The 15,962-nt window shown below is 69.7% G+C and carries 13 protein-coding genes; 1 reads left to right on the top strand and 12 read right to left on the bottom strand.

What is annotated here, in order from left to right; translation table 11 throughout:
• Nucleotides 1–107: 107 nt before the first annotated feature.
• Nucleotides 108–710: a Uma2 family endonuclease gene (locus ACH4LD_RS24445; RefSeq protein WP_398056545.1), complete on the top strand. Its 603-nt coding sequence runs from the start codon at nt 108–110 to the stop codon at nt 708–710.
• Between the two features lie 69 nt (nt 711–779).
• Here the strand turns inward: ACH4LD_RS24445 and nuoN are convergent, their stop codons facing one another.
• From nuoN to ACH4LD_RS24385, 12 genes are read right to left on the bottom strand one after another with little or no spacing between them, the layout of a single operon-like run.
• Complete coding sequence (gene nuoN, locus ACH4LD_RS24440; RefSeq protein ID WP_132787052.1) at nt 780–2,429, bottom strand: NADH-quinone oxidoreductase subunit NuoN; 1,650 nt, start codon at nt 2,427–2,429, stop codon at nt 780–782.
• On the bottom strand, nt 2,426–3,997 hold the full coding sequence (locus tag ACH4LD_RS24435) for an NADH-quinone oxidoreductase subunit M (protein ID WP_398056546.1): 1,572 nt from the start codon (nt 3,995–3,997) through the stop codon (nt 2,426–2,428). Before ACH4LD_RS24435 ends, nuoN begins: the two co-directional genes overlap by 4 nt.
• A 5-nt stretch (nt 3,998–4,002) precedes the next feature.
• A complete protein-coding gene (gene nuoL / locus ACH4LD_RS24430) occupies nt 4,003–5,949 on the bottom strand; it encodes an NADH-quinone oxidoreductase subunit L (RefSeq protein WP_398056547.1) in 1,947 nt (648 codons plus the stop codon).
• Nucleotides 5,950–5,964: 15 nt separating this feature from the next.
• Complete coding sequence (gene nuoK, locus ACH4LD_RS24425; RefSeq protein WP_030641022.1) at nt 5,965–6,264, bottom strand: NADH-quinone oxidoreductase subunit NuoK; 300 nt, start codon at nt 6,262–6,264, stop codon at nt 5,965–5,967.
• The gene (locus ACH4LD_RS24420; RefSeq protein WP_398056548.1) at nt 6,261–7,106 is read right to left on the bottom strand and encodes an NADH-quinone oxidoreductase subunit J; all 846 of its coding nucleotides are present in this window, start codon (nt 7,104–7,106) and stop codon (nt 6,261–6,263) included. The genes nuoK and ACH4LD_RS24420 overlap by 4 nt, the downstream gene beginning before the upstream one ends.
• The gene (nuoI, locus tag ACH4LD_RS24415; protein ID WP_398056549.1) at nt 7,103–7,753 is read right to left on the bottom strand and encodes an NADH-quinone oxidoreductase subunit NuoI; all 651 of its coding nucleotides are present in this window, start codon (nt 7,751–7,753) and stop codon (nt 7,103–7,105) included. Before nuoI ends, ACH4LD_RS24420 begins: the two co-directional genes overlap by 4 nt.
• Nucleotides 7,746–9,113, bottom strand: coding sequence for an NADH-quinone oxidoreductase subunit NuoH (gene nuoH, locus ACH4LD_RS24410; RefSeq protein WP_398056550.1), 1,368 nt, complete (start codon nt 9,111–9,113; stop codon nt 7,746–7,748). Before nuoH ends, nuoI begins: the two co-directional genes overlap by 8 nt.
• Nucleotides 9,110–11,638, bottom strand: coding sequence for an NADH-quinone oxidoreductase subunit G (locus ACH4LD_RS24405; RefSeq protein WP_398056551.1), 2,529 nt, complete (start codon nt 11,636–11,638; stop codon nt 9,110–9,112). The genes nuoH and ACH4LD_RS24405 overlap by 4 nt, the downstream gene beginning before the upstream one ends.
• Nucleotides 11,635–12,981 (bottom strand): NADH-quinone oxidoreductase subunit NuoF, encoded by a 1,347-nt coding sequence (gene nuoF, locus ACH4LD_RS24400; RefSeq protein WP_398056552.1) that lies wholly within the window; start codon nt 12,979–12,981, stop codon nt 11,635–11,637. The genes ACH4LD_RS24405 and nuoF overlap by 4 nt, the downstream gene beginning before the upstream one ends.
• Complete coding sequence (nuoE, locus tag ACH4LD_RS24395; protein ID WP_132787066.1) at nt 12,981–13,847, bottom strand: NADH-quinone oxidoreductase subunit NuoE; 867 nt, start codon at nt 13,845–13,847, stop codon at nt 12,981–12,983. Before nuoE ends, nuoF begins: the two co-directional genes overlap by 1 nt.
• A complete protein-coding gene (locus ACH4LD_RS24390) occupies nt 13,844–15,184 on the bottom strand; it encodes an NADH-quinone oxidoreductase subunit D (protein WP_103812731.1) in 1,341 nt (446 codons plus the stop codon). Before ACH4LD_RS24390 ends, nuoE begins: the two co-directional genes overlap by 4 nt.
• Nucleotides 15,181–15,939: an NADH-quinone oxidoreductase subunit C gene (locus ACH4LD_RS24385; RefSeq protein ID WP_398056607.1), complete on the bottom strand. Its 759-nt coding sequence runs from the start codon at nt 15,937–15,939 to the stop codon at nt 15,181–15,183. Before ACH4LD_RS24385 ends, ACH4LD_RS24390 begins: the two co-directional genes overlap by 4 nt.
• Nucleotides 15,940–15,962: the final 23 nt, after the last annotated feature.

Raw genomic sequence — 15,962 nt, 5'->3', positions numbered from 1 at the left:
AGCGCACGTCAAGGACACGACTGTCGTTCACACGTTCGCGGGGGACCCGCCCGTTTCGGGCCGATAGTCTGAACGTACCGGCGAGACTCCGTCCCATGGGAGCACTGATGAGCGTCGCACCGAAGGCGTCCACGCCCAGCTGGCCGACCCCGCCGAAGGGCGGATGGACCGCCGACGACCTGGACCGCCTCCCGAATCTTCCTCCGCACACGGAATTGATCGACGGGAGCCTGGTCTTCGTGAGTCCGCAGACGATGTTTCATGTACGGGCCGTCGACTTCTTCAATTGGCAGCTCCAGTCGCTGGCGCCGGAGGAATTCGAGGTCATCCGCGAGTTCACGATCGACATCGACCGGCAGAACAGGCCCGAGCCAGACGTCGTGGTGGTAAGCGCAGACGTGGTGGAGGAGCCGAGCCAGACCCGCTTTCCGGCGGAGTCCGTCGTCATGGCCATCGAGGTCGTCTCCGAGGACTCCGTCTCCCGCGACCGTGAGACCAAGCCCCTGAAGTACGCCCGCGCCAAGATCCCCCACTACTGGCGGGTCGAGAACGAGAACGGGCGGGCCGCGGTGCACGTCTTCGAGCTGGAGCCGACGACCGGCACCTACACGAGCACCGGCATCTTCCGCGAGCGCATGAAGCTGGACGTGCCGTTCCCGATGGACCTCGACCTCACCCAGATCAAGACGCGCCGCGACAGGAGTCAGTGACCACGGCGACATACCGCTGCCCGGCACCCTGAGCGGGGGTGCCGGGCAGCGGCATGCACGCGGTGATCCTCAGCGCACGAAGACTCCCGCCTGGTTCGCCAGGTCCAGGAAGTACTGCGGCGCCACACCGAGGACCAGCGTCACGGCCACGCCCAGGCCGATCGCGAGCATGGTCAGCGGTGACGGGACCGCCACCGTCGGACCCTCCGGCCGCGGCTCGCTGAAGAACATCAGCACGATCACGCGGATGTAGAAGAACGCGGCGATGGCCGAGGAGATCACACCGATCACGACCAGCGGGGCCGCGCCGCCGTCCGCCGCCGCCTTGAACACGGCGAACTTCCCGGCGAACCCGGAGGTCAGCGGGATGCCGGCGAAGGCCAGCAGGAACACCGCGAACACGGCCGCCACCAGCGGCGAGCGACGGCCGAGGCCCGCCCACTTCGACAGGTGGGTGGCCTCGCCGCCCGCGTCGCGCACCAGCGTGACCACGGCGAACGCGCCGATCGTGACGAAGGAGTAGCCCGCCAGGTAGAAGAGCACCGACGACACGCCGTCCTTCGACGTGGCGATCACACCCGCGAGGATGAACCCGGCGTGCGCGATGGACGAGTACGCCAGCAGCCGCTTGATGTCGGTCTGGGTGATGGCGACGATCGCACCGCCCAGCATGGTGATGATCGCCACGGCCCACATGACCGGCCGCCAGTCCCAGCGCAGGCCGGGCAGGACGACGTACAGCAGGCGCAGCAGCGCGCCGAACGCGGCCACCTTCGTCGCCGCCGCCATGAAGCCGGTCACCGGGGTGGGCGCGCCCTGGTAGACGTCGGGCGTCCACATGTGGAACGGCACCGCGCCCACCTTGAACAGCAGGCCCATCAGGAGCATGGCGCCGCCGACCAGCAGCAGCGCGTCGTTGCCCATGGTGTTGGCGAGGGCCGGGTCGACGTCGGTGACCGTGCCGTCGACGACCTGGGCGATGCGCGCGTACGACATCGAGCCCGCGTAGCCGTACAGCAGCGCGATGCCGAACAGGGTGAACGCGGAGGCGAACGCGCCCAGCAGGAAGTACTTGACCGCGGCCTCCTGCGACATCAGCCGCTTGCGGCGGGCCAGCGCGCACAGCAGGTACAGCGGCAGGGAGAAGACCTCCAGGGCCACGAACAGGGTCACCAGGTCGTTCGCCGCCGGGAAGATCAGCATGCCGCCGACCGCGAAGAGCAGCAGCGGGAAGACCTCCGTGGTGGTGAAGCCCGCCTTCACGGCGGCCTGTTCGCTGTCGCTGCCGGGTACGGAGGCGGCCTGCGCGGCGAAGGAGTCGACCCGGTTGCCGTGCGCCGCCGGGTCCAGGCGCCGCTCGGCGAAGGTGAACAGGCCGACCAGGCCGGCCAGCAGGATCGTGCCCTGGAGGAAGAGGGCCGGGCCGTCGACCGCGATGGCACCCATGGCCGCGATGTGCGCCTTCGTGGTGCCGAACCCGTCCGCCGCGAGCGCGACGACCGCGGCGAACGCGGCGCACAGGGCGACGACGGACACGAACACCTGCGCGTAGTAGCGGGACCGGCGCGGCACGAACGCCTCGATGAGCACCCCGACCAGCGCCGCACCGATGACGATCAGCGTCGGCGACAATTGTCCGTATTCGATCTTCGGCGCGTCGATCTTCGAGATCGGTTCGGCCGCTGTTGTCCACAGGCTGTGGACGGCTGGTGCGCTCACTTGGCCGCCTCCACCTCGGGCTTGGGGTCCTTCTTCTGGACGTCGGACATGGTCTGCTTGACCGCCGGGTTGACGATGTCCGTCACGGGCTTCGGATAGACGCCCAGGAAGATCAGCAGCACGATCAGCGGAGCGACGACCACCAGCTCGCGCACGCGCAGGTCGGGCATCGCGGAGACCTCGGGCTTCACCGGGCCCGTCATCGTCCGCTGGTACAGCACGAGCGTGTACAGCGCGGCGAGGACGATGCCGAAGGTGGCGATGACGCCGATCACCGGGTAGCGCGTGAACGTGCCGACCAGGACCAGGAACTCGCTGACGAACGGCGCCAGTCCGGGCAGCGACAGGGTGGCCAGGCCGCCGATCAGGAAGGTGCCGGCGAGGACCGGGGCGACCTTCTGCACGCCGCCGTAGTCCGCGATGAGCCGGGAACCGCGCCGGGAGATGAGGAAGCCGGCGACCAGCATCAGGGCGGCCGTGGAGATGCCGTGGTTGACCATGTAGAGCGTGGCGCCGGACTGGCCCTGGCTGGTCATCGCGAAGATGCCCATGATGATGAAGCCGAAGTGCGAGATCGACGCGTAGGCCACCAGGCGTTTGATGTCCCGCTGGCCGACGGCGAGCAGCGCGCCGTAGACGATGCTGATGAGCGCCAGGACGAGGATGACGGGCGTCGCCCACTTGGACGCCTCCGGGAACAGCTGGAGGCAGAAGCGGAGCATCGCGAAGGTGCCCACCTTGTCGACGACCGCGGTGATGAGGACGGCGACCGGGGCGGTGGACTCCTGCATGGCGTTGGGCAGCCAGGTGTGCAGCGGCCACAGCGGCGCCTTCACCGCGAAGGCGAAGAAGAAGCCGAGGAACAGCCAGCGTTCGGTGCTGGTCGCCATGTGCAGCGAGCCGTTCGCGCGGGCCTCGGCGATCTCCGTGAGCGAGAAGTTCCCGGCCACCACGTACAGGCCGATCACCGCGGCCAGCATGATCAGACCGCCGGCCAGGTTGTAGAGCAGGAACTTCACCGCCGCGTACGACCGCTGCGTGGCGGCCGTCTCCTCGCCGTGCTCATGGGCACGGTCCCCGAAGCCGCCGATGAGGAAGTACATCGGGATGAGCATGGCTTCGAAGAAGATGTAGAAGAGGAAGACGTCGGTGGCCTCGAAGGAGATGATCACCATCGCCTCCACGGCCAGGATCAGCGCGAAGAAGCCCTGGGTGGGCCGCCAGCGGCGGCTTCCCGTCTCCAGCGGGTCGGCGTCGTGCCAGCCCGCCAGGATGATGAACGGGATCAGTACGGCGGTCAGCGCGATCAGCGCGACCGCGATGCCGTCGACGCCCAGTTCGTACCTGACCCCGAAGTCCTTGATCCAGGCGTGGGACTCGGTGAGCTGGTAGCGGGAGCCGTCCGGGTCGAAGCGGACCAGGACGGTGACCGCCAGGGCGAGCGTGGCGAGCGAGACGACCAGCGCCAGCCATTTGGCGGCGGTGCGCCGGGCGGCCGGTACGGCGGCCGTGGCCACCGCCCCGAGGGCCGGGAGCGCCGCCGTCACTGTGAGCAGAGGAAAGGACATCGGTATCAGACCGCCCTCATCAGCAGGGTCGCGGCGACCAGGAGTGCCGCGCCGCCGAACATCGAGACCGCGTAGGAGCGGGCGAAGCCGTTCTGGAGCCGGCGCAGCCGTCCGGACAGACCGCCGAAGCCGGCCGCCGTGCCGTTGACGACGCCGTCGACCAGGGTGTGGTCGACGTACACCAGGGAGCGCGTCAGGTGCTCGCCGCCGCGCACCAGGACCACGTGGTTGAAATCGTCCTGGAGGAGGTCGCGGCGGGCCGCGCGGGTGAGCAGGGAGCCGCGCGGTGCGACCGCCGGGACGGGCTTGCGGCCGTACTGGGCCCAGGCGATGGCGACGCCGACGACCAGGCAGACCATGGTGGCGCCGGTGACGGTCGCCGCGCTGAGCGGGGAGTCGCCCTCACTGTGTCCCGTCACGGGCTCCAGCCAGTGCAGGAAGCGGTCGCCAATGCTGAAGAAGGCACCTCCGAAGACCGAGCCGACGGCGAGGACGATCATCGGGATCGTCATGACCTTCGGGGACTCGTGCGGGTGCGGCTCGGCGTGCTCGCCCCGGGTCTCGGCGGCGGGCTCCACGCTGGGCTCGGCCGGGGACGGGGTCGGGGCCTTGCGCCACCGTTCCTCACCGAAGAACGTCATCAGCATCACGCGCGTCATGTAGAAGGCGGTGATGGCCGCGCCCAGCAGGGCCGCGCCGCCGAGGATCCAGCCCTCGGTGCCGCCCTTCGCGAACGCCGCCTCGATGATCTTGTCCTTGGAGAAGAAGCCGGACAGGCCGGGGAAGCCGATGATGGCGAGGTAGCCGAGGCCGAAGGTGATGAACGTGACCGGCATGTACTTCCTGAGGCCGCCGTAGCGGCGCATGTCGACCTCGTCGTTCATGCCGTGCATCACGGAACCCGCACCGAGGAACAGCCCGGCCTTGAAGAAGCCGTGCGTCACCAGGTGCATGATCGCGAAGACGTAGCCGATGGGGCCGAGGCCCGCCGCGAGGACCATGTAGCCGATCTGCGACATGGTCGAGCCGGCCAGCGCCTTCTTGATGTCGTCCTTGGCGCAACCGACGATCGCACCGAACAGGAGCGTGACCGCGCCGACGACCGTGACGGCCAGCTGCGCGTCGGGGGCGGCGTTGAAGATGGCACCGGAGCGGACGATCAGGTAGACGCCCGCGGTCACCATCGTCGCCGCGTGGATGAGGGCGGAGACCGGGGTCGGGCCCTCCATGGCGTCCCCGAGCCAGGACTGCAGCGGCACCTGGGCGGACTTGCCGCAGGCGGCGAGCAGCAGCATCAGGCCGATCGCGGTGAGCTTGCCCTCGGAGGTGTCACCGGTGTGGCTGAGGACCGGGCCGAAGGCGAAGCTGCCGAAGGTGGTGAACATCAGCATGATCGCGATCGACAGGCCCATGTCGCCGACCCGGTTGACCAGGAAGGCCTTCTTCGCGGCCGTGGCGGCGCTGGGCTTGTGCTGCCAGAAGCCGATCAGCAGGTACGAGGCGAGACCGACGCCCTCCCAGCCGACGTACAGCAGAAGGTAGTTGTCGGCGAGGACGAGCAGCAGCATCGCCGCGAGGAACAGGTTCAGATAGCCGAAGAAGCGGCGGCGCCGCTCGTCGTGCTCCATGTACCCGACCGAGTACAGGTGGATCAGCGAGCCGACACCCGTGATGAGCAGCACGAACGTCATGGACAGCTGGTCCAGGCGGAAGGTGACGTCCGCCTGGAAGCCGGCCACCGGGACCCAGCTGAACAGGTGCTGCGTCAGGGTGCGCTGCTCCGCGCCCCTGCCGAGCAGGTCGGCGAAGAGGACGAGGCCGAACACGAAGGAGGCGGCCGACAGGAGCGTGCCGATCCAGTGGCCGACGCGGTCCAGGCGCCGGCCACCGACCAGGAGGACGGCCGCTCCGAGCAGGGGCGCCGCGATGAGCAGCGCGATCAGGTTCTCCACGATTCTTCCGACCCCTTACAGCTTCATCAGGCTGGCGTCGTCGACCGAGGCCGAGTGGCGGGCGCGGAACAGCGACACGATGATCGCGAGACCCACCACGACCTCCGCGGCGGCGACGACCATCGTGAAGAAGGCGATGATCTGGCCGTCGAGGTTGCCGTGCATCCGGGAGAAGGTGACGAACGCGAGGTTGCAGGCGTTGAGCATCAGCTCGATGCACATGAAGACCACGATGGCGTTGCGCCGGATCAGGACGCCGGTCGCGCCGATCGTGAACAACAGGGCGGCGAGGTAGAGGTAGTTGACCGGGTTCACTTCGACGCCTCCTCGGGCCGCTTGAACGTCTCCGGCTCGATCGCCCGGCGCTCCAGGCGCTCCTCCGCGCGCTGCTCCAGCGCCCGCAGGTCGTTGAGGGCCTCCGCGGACACGTCACGGATCTGGCCGCGTTCGCGAAGCGTCTTGTTGACGGTCAGCTCGGACGGGGTGCCGTCGGGCAGCAGGCCCGCGATGTCCACGGCGTTGTGCCGGGCGTAGACACCGGGGGCGGGCAGCGGCGGGAGGTGCTTGCCCTCGCGGACGCGCTGTTCGGACAGCTCGCGCTGCGTCTTGGCGCGCTCGGTGCGCTCCCGGTGGGTGAGCACCATGGCGCCGACCGCGGCCGTGATGAGCAGCGCGCCGGTGATCTCGAAGGCGAAGACGTACTTGGTGAAGATGAGGGACGCCAGCCCCTCCACATTGCCGTTCGCGTTCGCCCGGCCTGTGCCCTCGAACTCCTTCAGGGAGGCGTTGCCGATGCCGGCGAACAGCAGGACCCCGAAGCCGATCCCGCACAGCAGGGCCAGCCAGCGCTGGCCCTTGATGGTCTCTCTCAGGGAGTCCGCGGCCGTGACGCCGACGAGCATCACCACGAACAGGAACAGCATCATGATCGCGCCGGTGTAGACGACGATCTGCACGATCCCGAGGAAGTAGGCACCGTTGGCGAGGTAGAACACCGCCAGGACGATCATGGTGCCGGCGAGGCAGAGCGCGCTGTGCACGGCCTTCTTCATGAAGACGGTGCACAGGGCGCCGATCACCGCGATCGTGCCGAGGACCCAGAACTGGAACGCCTCACCGGTGGAGGTGGTGTAGGCGGCGAGCTGCTGTGCGCTCATCGGCGGATCACCTTCTCCGAGGCCGGCTCGTCCTCGCCGAAGGTGGACGCGGCCTCCTGCGGGACCTCGCCCGTGGAGACGGCCACCTGGCGGACCGTACCGGGCGCGGCCTGCGTCACCAGGCCGCGGTAGTAGTCCTGTTCGTCCGTCCCCGGGAAGATCGCGTGCGGCGTGTCGACCATGCCCTCTTCGAGACCGGCGAGCAGCTGCTCCTTGGTGTAGATGAGGTTGGCGCGGCTGGAGTCGGCCAGTTCGAACTCGTTCGTCATCGTCAGCGCGCGCGTGGGGCACGCCTCGATGCACAGCCCGCACAGGATGCAGCGGGCGTAGTTGATCTGGTAGACGCGGCCGTACCGCTCGCCCGGCGAGTAGCGCTCCTCGTCGGTGTTGTCGGCGCCCTCCACGTAGATGGCGTCGGCGGGGCAGGCCCAGGCGCACAGCTCACAGCCGACGCACTTCTCCAGGCCGTCCGGATGGCGGTTGAGCTGGTGCCGTCCGTGGAACCGCGGAGCCGTGGTCTTCTTCTGCTCCGGGTACTGCTCGGTCAGCCGCTTCTTGAACATGGCCTTGAAGGTCACGCCGAAGCCGGCCACGGGGTTCTGGAAGCCGGGCTTGGTCTGCCCGGACTCCTGAGGCTCCTCAGCCATCGGACGCCTCCTTTCCATCCGAAGATCCGTCACTGACAGTGTCCGGCCCACCACTGACAATCAGCTCCCGCTCGCCCCACCGGGGGCGGCGCCGCGGCACGGGCGGCAGCTCCTGACCGGGCAGCGGCGGCACCGGGAACCCGCCCGCCATCGGGTCGAACGCCGGCTGCCGGCCGCCGGGCTCCTCGGCCGGCCCGGCCTTGTCGCGGAACATGTCGGCGACGAAGGAGATCAGCAGCAGGGCGAGGACACCCCCACCGACGTAGAGGGCGATGTCGGCGAAGTCGTAGTTCTCGTTGCGCAGGGCGCGGACGGTCGCGACCAGCATCAGCCAGGTCACCGAGACCGGGATGAGGACCTTCCAGCCGAGCTTCATCAGCTGGTCGTAGCGCACGCGCGGGAGCGTGCCGCGCAGCCAGATGAAGAAGAACAGCAGCAGCTGCACCTTGATGACGAACCAGAGCAGCGGCCACCAGCCGTGGTTCGCGCCCTCCCAGAAGGAGCTGACCGGCCAGGGGGCGCGCCAGCCGCCGAGGAACAGGGTGGTCGAGACGGCCGAGACCGTCACCATGTTCACGTACTCGGCGAGCATGAACATCGCGAACTTGATGGACGAGTACTCGGTGTTGAAGCCGCCGACCAGGTCGCCCTCGGACTCCGGCATGTCGAAGGGGGCGCGGTTGGTCTCGCCGACCATCGTGACGATGTACAGGATGAAGGAGACCGGCAGCAGCAGGATGTACCAGCGGTCGTGCTGCTGCTCCACGATCGTGGACGTCGACATCGACCCCGAGTAGAGGAACACGGAGGCGAACGCGGCGCCCATGGCGATCTCGTACGAGATCATCTGCGCGCAGGAGCGCAGGCCGCCCAGGAGCGGGTAGGTGGACCCGGAACTCCAGCCCGCCAGCACGATGCCGTAGATGCCGACCGAGGCGATGGCGAGGATGTAGAGCATCGCGATCGGCAGGTCGGTGAGCTGCATCGTGGTGCGGTGGCCGAAGACCGAGATCTCGTTGCCGGCCGGTCCGAAGGGGATCACCGCGATCGCCATGAAGGCCGGGACGGCCGCGACGATCGGCGCGAGGACGTAGACCACCTTGTCCGCGCGCTTGACGATGAGGTCTTCCTTGAGCATCAGCTTCACGCCGTCGGCGAGCGACTGGAGCATGCCCCAGGGGCCGTGCCGGTTGGGGCCGATGCGCAACTGCATCCAGGCGACGACCTTGCGCTCCCAGACGATGGAGAACAGCACGGTCACCATCAGGAACGCGAAGCAGAAGACCGCTTTGACGACGACCAGCCACCAGGGGTCGCGGCCGAACATCGAGAGGTCTTCAGCGGCGAGGTACGGGCTCATGCCTCCACCTCCTTGGGGGCCTCTTCGGCGACTGCCGCCGGGCCGATGCGGACGAGGGAGCCGGGGCGTGCCCCGGTGTCGGAGGCGACGCCGGCACCGGCGGAGTTCAGCGGGAGCCACACCACCCGGTCGGGCATCTCGGTGATCTCCAGGGGCAGTCCGACCGTGCCGGCGGGGCCGGTGACGGTGAGGACCTCGCCGTCCGCGACGCCAGCCTCGGCGGCCGTCGCGGCGGACACGCGCGCGCGTGCGGCGTGCCGGGTCCCGGCGAGCGCCTCGTCGCCCTCCTGGAGGAGGCCCTGGTCGAGCAGCAGCCGGTGCCCGGCGAGCACGGCCTCGCCGGCGGCCGGGCGGGGCAGCGCGCCCGCGATCTCCATGGGCCCGGAGGCACGGGGGCCGTCCCAGGAGCCGAGCCGGTCGATCTCCGCGCGCGTGGTGCGCAGATCCGGCAGGCCCAGCAGCCGGCGCCCGTCGGCGCCTTCGGCACCGTCCATGGCGTCGGCGAGCATGTGCAGCACCCGCGTGTCGGTCGGCGCGAGCGGGCGGGTCATCTGGTCGGGCTTGAGCGCGGCCTCGAAGAAGCGCACGCGGCCCTCCCAGTTGAGGAAGGTGCCCGCCTTCTCGGCGACCGCGGCGACCGGCAGGACGACGTCGGCGCGGGCGGTGACCTCGCTGGGCCGCAGCTCCAGCGACACCAGGAAGCCGACGTTCTCCAGCGCCTCACGCGCGCGTGCCGGGTCGGGCAGGTCGGCGACCTCCACGCCGGCGACCAGGAGCGCCGAGAGTTCGCCGGTGGCGGCGGCCTCGACGATCTGGTGGGTGTCGCGGCCGTGGCGCGCCGGGAGTTCGGCGAGGCCCCAGACGGCGGCGACCTCCTCCCGCGCGCGCGGGTCGGTCGCCGGGCGACCACCCGGCAGCAGCGAGGGCAGCGCGCCCACCTCGACGGCACCGCGCTCACCGGCCCGGCGCGGGATCCACACCAGTTCGGCGCCGGTCGCGGTGGCGGCGCGCAGCGCGGCGGTGAGTCCGCCCGCGACACCGGCCAGCCGCTCTCCTACGACGATGACGGCGCCCTCGGCGCGCAGGGCCTCGGCGGCGAGGGTGCCGGGCTCCTCCAGGCCGACGCCGCTCGCGAGCGCGTCCAGCCACTCGGTCTCGGTGCCCGGAGCGGCCGGCAGCAGCGTGCCGCCCGTCTTCTCCAGGCCCCGGGTGGCGTGCGTGGCCAGCGCGAACACCCGCTGCTTGCGCTTGCGCCAGGCCTTGCGCAGCCGCAGGAAGACGCCGGGTGCCTCCTCCTCCGACTCGAAGCCGACCAGCAGGACGGCGGGCGCCTTCTCCAAGGAGGTGTACGTGACACCCGTACCGTCGAGGTCCCGGCCGCGGCCGGCCACCCGGGCCGCCAGGAAGTCGGCCTCCTCGCCGCTGTGCACGCGCGCGCGGAAGTCGATGTCGTTGGTGTCGAGCGCCACGCGCGCGAACTTGCTGTAGGCGTAGGCGTCCTCGACGGTCAGCCTGCCGCCGATGAGGACACCGGCCCGGGAGCGGGCGGCGCTCAGACCCCGCGCGGCGGCTTCCAGCGCCTCGGGCCAGGAGGCGGGCTCCAGGACACCGTCGGCGTTGCGCACCAGCGGCGTGTCGAGGCGGTCCCTCAGCTGCGCGTACCGGAACGCGAAGCGTCCCTTGTCGCAGATCCACTCCTCGTTGACCTCGGGGTCGTAGGCGGCGAGCCGCCGCATGACCTTGCCGCGCCGGTGGTCGGTGCGGGTGGCGCAGCCGCCGGAGCAGTGCTCGCACACCGACGGGGAGGAGACGAGGTCGAAGGGGCGGGAGCGGAACCGGTAGGCGGCCGAGGTGAGCGCGCCGACCGGGCAGATCTGGATGGTGTTGCCGGAGAAGTACGACTCGAACGGGTCACCCTCACCGGTGCCGACCTGCTGGAGCGCGCCCCGCTCGACCAGCTCGATCATGGGGTCGCCCGCGATCTGGTTGGAGAAGCGGGTGCAGCGGGCGCACAGCACGCACCGCTCGCGGTCGAGCAGCACCTGGGTGGAGATCGGTACGGGCTTCTCGTAGGTCCGCTTCTTGCCGTCGAAGCGGGACTCGGCGTTGCCGTGCGACATCGCCTGGTTCTGCAGCGGGCACTCGCCGCCCTTGTCGCAGACCGGGCAGTCCAGCGGGTGGTTGATGAGCAGCAGCTCCATCACACCGTGCTGCGCCTTCTCGGCGACCGGCGAGGTCAGGTGGGTCTTCACGACCATGCCGTCGGTGCACGTGATCGTGCAGGACGCCATCGGCTTGCGCTGGCCCTCGACCTCGACGATGCACTGGCGGCAGGCGCCGGCCGGGTCCAGCAGGGGGTGGTCGCAGAAGCGGGGGATCTCGATGCCGAGCTGCTCGGCGGCCCGGATGACCAGGGTGCCCTTGGGCACGCTGATCTCGATGCCGTCGATCGTCAGCGTGACGAGGTCCTCCGGCGGGACCGCCGCCTCTCCCCCACCCGCGGGAGCACTGGTGGTCACGGTCATGCGTTCACCTCCGGGCGGTCCGCCCAGGCCGTCGACTTGGCCGGGTCGAAGGGGCAGCCCCGGCCCGTGATGTGCTGCTCGTACTCCTCGCGGAAGTACTTCAGCGAGGAGAAGATCGGGGACGCGGCGCCGTCGCCGAGGGCGCAGAAGGACTTGCCGTTGATGTTGTCGGCGATGTCGGCGAGCTTGTCGAGGTCGGACATCACGCCCTTGCCGGCCTCGATGTCCCGCAGCAACTGCACCAGCCAGTACGTCCCTTCGCGGCAGGGTGTGCACTTGCCGCAGGACTCGTGGGCGTAGAACTCGGTCCAGCGGGTCACCGCCCGCACCACGCAGGTCGTCTCGTCGAAGCACTGCAGCGCCTTGGTGCCGAGCATGGAGCCGGCGGCGCCGACGCCCTCGTAGTCGAGGGGGACGTCGAGGTGCTCGTCGGTGAACATCGGCGTGGAGGAGCCGCCCGGCGTCCAGAACTTCAGGCGGTGGCCCGGCCGCATGCCGCCGCTCATGTCGAGGAGCTGGCGCAGCGTGACGCCGAGCGGGGCCTCGTACTGGCCGGGGCTCGCGACATGGCCGCTGAGCGAGTAGAGCGTGAAGCCCGGGGACTTCTCGCTGCCCATCGACCTGAACCAGTCCTTGCCGTTTTTCAGGATGGCGGGAACCGACGCGATCGACTCGACGTTGTTCACCACAGTGGGACAGGCGTAGAGGCCTTCCACCGCAGGGAAGGGGGGACGGAGCCGCGGTTGACCACGGCGGCCTTCGAGCGAGTCGAGCAGTGCGGTCTCCTCACCGCAGATGTACGCGCCGGCGCCGGCGTGCACGGTGAGCTGGAGGTCGAGTCCGCTGCCCAGGATGTTCTCGCCGAGGTAGCCCGCCTCGTAGGCCTCGCGCACGGCCTCGTGCAACCGCCGCAGGACGGGGACGACTTCACCCCGCAGATAGATGAAGGCATGCGACGACCTGATGGCGTAGCACGCGATCACGATGCCCTCGATGAGGCTGTGCGGGTTCGCGAAGAGGAGCGGGATGTCCTTGCAGGTGCCCGGCTCCGACTCGTCGGCGTTGACAACTAGATAGTGCGGTTTCCCATCACCCTGAGGGATGAACTGCCACTTCATCCCGGTCGGGAATCCCGCGCCGCCGCGGCCCCGCAGCCCGGAGTCCTTGACGTACGCGATCAGGTCGTCCGGTGACATGGCGAGGGCCTTGCGGAGCCCCTCGTACCCCTCGTGCCTCCGGTAGACGTCCAGAGTCCAGGACCGGTCCTCGTCCCAGAAGGCCGACAGCACGGGTGCGAGCAGCTTCTCCGGGCTCGGGTCCTTGACCTCGGATACCACGGTCATCACTCCCCCTCCTCTGCGGTAGGCCCCGCGGGGTGGGCAGGGTCGGAGGCCGATGTGTCCTGCGGCGCGTCATGGGAGCTGAGGTGCTCGGCCGGCGACGGCTCGTGCACCCTGTCCTGGGGTTCCTCGTGCGGACCGCCGCGCGGATGGACCACGCGCGCGGGTGCGGCCTCTCCCCTTGCCAGGCGAAGGCCCACCAGCGACGCGGGTCCCGCACTGCCGCCCTCCTCGACGGCCCCGGGCCGCTCGTCGGGGAAGCCGGCCAGGATCCGCGCGGTCTCCTTGAAGGTGCACAGGCGCGCCCCGCGCGTGGGCTGCACGGAGCGCCCCGCCCGCAGATCGTCGACCAGGCGCTTGGCGCTCGCCGGGGTCTGGTTGTCGAAGAACTCCCAGTTGACCATCACGACCGGCGCGTAGTCGCAGGCCGCGTTGCACTCGATGTGCTCCAGGGTGACCTTGCCGTCGTCCGTGGTCTCGCCGTTGCCGACGCCCAGGTGCTCCTGGAGGGTCTCGAAGATCGCGTCGCCGCCCATGACCGCGCACAGCGTGTTGGTGCAGACGCCGACCTGGTAGTCACCGGACGGCCTGCGCCGGTACATCGTGTAGAAGGTGGCGACGGCGGTGACCTCGGCCGTGGTCAGACCCAGCATGTCCGCGCAGAACCGCATGCCGGTGCGCGTGACATGGCCCTCCTCCGACTGCACGAGGTGGAGCAGCGGCAGCAGGGCGGACCGGGAGTCCGGGTAGCGCGCGATCACTTCGCGCGCGTCCGCCTCCAGCCGGGCCCGGACGTCGTCCGGGTACGCGGGTGCGGGCAGTTCGGGCATGCCCAGGCTGACGCCCCGCTCGGAAGAAGAGGTGGTCACCGGTCGACGCCTCCCATCACGGGGTCGATGGACGCGACGGCGACGATGACGTCGGCGACCTGGCCGCCCTCGCACATCGCCGCCATGGCCTGAAGGTTGGTGAAGGACGGGTCGCGGAAGTGGACCCGGTAGGGGCGGGTGCCGCCGTCGGAGACCGCGTGCACCCCGAGTTCGCCCTTGGGCGACTCGACGGCCGCGTACGCCTGTCCCGGCGGGACCCGGAAGCCCTCGGTGACCAGCTTGAAGTGGTGGATCAGGGCCTCCATGGAGGTGCCCATGATCTTCTTGATGTGGTCGAGGGAGTTGCCGAGCCCGTCCGGCCCCAGGGCGAGCTGGGCGGGCCAGGCGATCTTCTTGTCGGCGACCATGACCGGACCGGGCTGGAGCCGGTCCAGGCACTGCTCGACGATCCCGAGCGACTGGCGCATCTCCTCCAGGCGGATGAGGAAGCGGCCGTAGGCGTCGCAGGTGTCGGCGGTGGGGACGTCGAAGTCGTACGTCTCGTAGTCGCAGTACGGCTGGGCCTTGCGCAGGTCGTGCGGCAGGCCGGTGGCGCGCAGGATCGGGCCGGTCGCGCCGAGGGCCATGCAGCCGGCCAGGTCGAGGTAGCCGATGTCCTGCATGCGGGCCTTGAAGATGGGGTTCCCGGTGGCGAGCTTGTCGTACTCCGGGAGGTTCTTCTTCATCTTCTTCACGAACTCGCGGATCTGGTCCACCGCGCCGGGCGGCAAGTCCTGGGCGAGTCCGCCGGGCCGGATGTACGCGTGGTTCATGCGCAGGCCCGTGACCAGCTCGTAGATGTCGAGAATCATTTCACGATCACGGAATCCGTAGATCATGATCGTGGTGGCGCCCAGCTCCATGCCGCCGGTGGCGATGCACACCAGGTGGGAGGACAACCGGTTCAGCTCCATCAGGAGCACCCGGATGATCTTGGCCCGCTCGGTGATCTGGTCCTCGATGCCGAGGAGCTTCTCGACGGCGAGGCAGTAGGCGGTCTCGTTGAAGAAGGACGTCAGGTAGTCCATGCGCGTCACGAACGTGGTGCCCTGCGTCCACGTGCGGTATTCGAGGTTCTTCTCGATGCCGGTGTGGAGGTAGCCGATGCCGCAGCGGGCCTCGGTGACCGTCTCGCCCTCGATCTCCAGGATCAGGCGGAGCACCCCATGGGTGGACGGGTGCTGGGGACCCATGTTGACGACGATGCGCTCGTCGTCGGCGCGGGCCGCGGACTGGACGACCTCGTCCCAGTCGCCACCGGTGACCGTGTAGACGGTGCCCTCGGTGGTCTCGCGCGCGGAGGCGGCCGACGCGGCGGATGCTGACTGCGTGCTCACGAGTACGACCTCCGCTGGTCCGGAGCCGGAATCTGGGCGCCCTTGTACTCGACGGGGATGCCGCCGAGGGGGTAGTCCTTGCGCTGCGGGTGGCCCTGCCAGTCGTCCGGCATCATGATCCGCGTCAGGGCCGGGTGACCTTCGAAGACGATGCCGAAGAAGTCGTAGGTCTCACGCTCGTGCCAGTCGTTCGTCGGGTAGACGGAGACCAGCGACGGGATGCGCGGATCGCTGTCGGGCGCGCTGACTTCGAGGCGGATCAGCCGGTTGTGGGTGATCGAGCGCAGGTGGTAGACGGCGTGCAGCTCGCGGCCCTTGTCGCTCGGGTAGTGGACGCCGCTGACGCCGGTGCACAGCTCGAAGCGCAGAGCCGGGTCGTCGCGCAGGGTGCGGGCGACGCGGACCAGGTGCTCGCGTTCGACGTGGAAGGTCAGCTCGCCGCGGTCGACGACCGTCTTCTCGATGGCGTTCCCCGGGAGGAGACCCTGTTCCTCCAGGGCGCCCTCCAGTTCGTCGGCGACCTCGTCGAACCAGCCGCCGTAGGGCCGGGTCGCCGGTCCCGGGAGACGGACCGAGCGGACCAGGCCGCCGTAGCCGGAGGTGTCGCCGCCGTTGTTGGCGCCGAACATGCCGCGCTGGACGCGGATCTCCTCGCCGCCCTGGCCACGCTGGCCGGGGAGGTTGGAGGCGGAGAGGTCCTTCTCGGGGTTCACCCCGTTCGCGGAGCCGTTCACCCCGTTCGCGGAGCCGTTCACCCCGTTCGCGGGGCCGTTCGCCC

It is taken from the genome of Streptomyces sp. NPDC017676, from assembly GCF_044329325.1.
Classification (GTDB): Bacteria; Actinomycetota; Actinomycetes; order Streptomycetales; family Streptomycetaceae; genus Streptomyces.
Note: the sequence above shows the minus strand (reverse complement) of the source record. Positions and strands in the feature narration are given on the sequence as shown.

What these genes read in the sequence shown, in the direction of transcription:
- ACH4LD_RS24445 (WP_398056545.1), top strand. Translation starts at nt 108, where the DNA reads ATGAGCGTCGCACCGAAGGCGTCCACGCCCAGCTGGCCGACCCCGCCG.
- ACH4LD_RS24435 (WP_398056546.1), bottom strand. Translation starts at nt 3,997, where the DNA reads ATGTCCTTTCCTCTGCTCACAGTGACGGCGGCGCTCCCGGCCCTCGGG.
- ACH4LD_RS24420 (WP_398056548.1), bottom strand. Translation starts at nt 7,106, where the DNA reads ATGAGCGCACAGCAGCTCGCCGCCTACACCACCTCCACCGGTGAGGCG.
- nuoI (WP_398056549.1), bottom strand. Translation starts at nt 7,753, where the DNA reads ATGGCTGAGGAGCCTCAGGAGTCCGGGCAGACCAAGCCCGGCTTCCAG.
- nuoH (WP_398056550.1), bottom strand. Translation starts at nt 9,113, where the DNA reads ATGAGCCCGTACCTCGCCGCTGAAGACCTCTCGATGTTCGGCCGCGAC.
- ACH4LD_RS24405 (WP_398056551.1), bottom strand. Translation starts at nt 11,638, where the DNA reads ATGACCGTGACCACCAGTGCTCCCGCGGGTGGGGGAGAGGCGGCGGTC.
- nuoF (WP_398056552.1), bottom strand. Translation starts at nt 12,981, where the DNA reads ATGACCGTGGTATCCGAGGTCAAGGACCCGAGCCCGGAGAAGCTGCTC.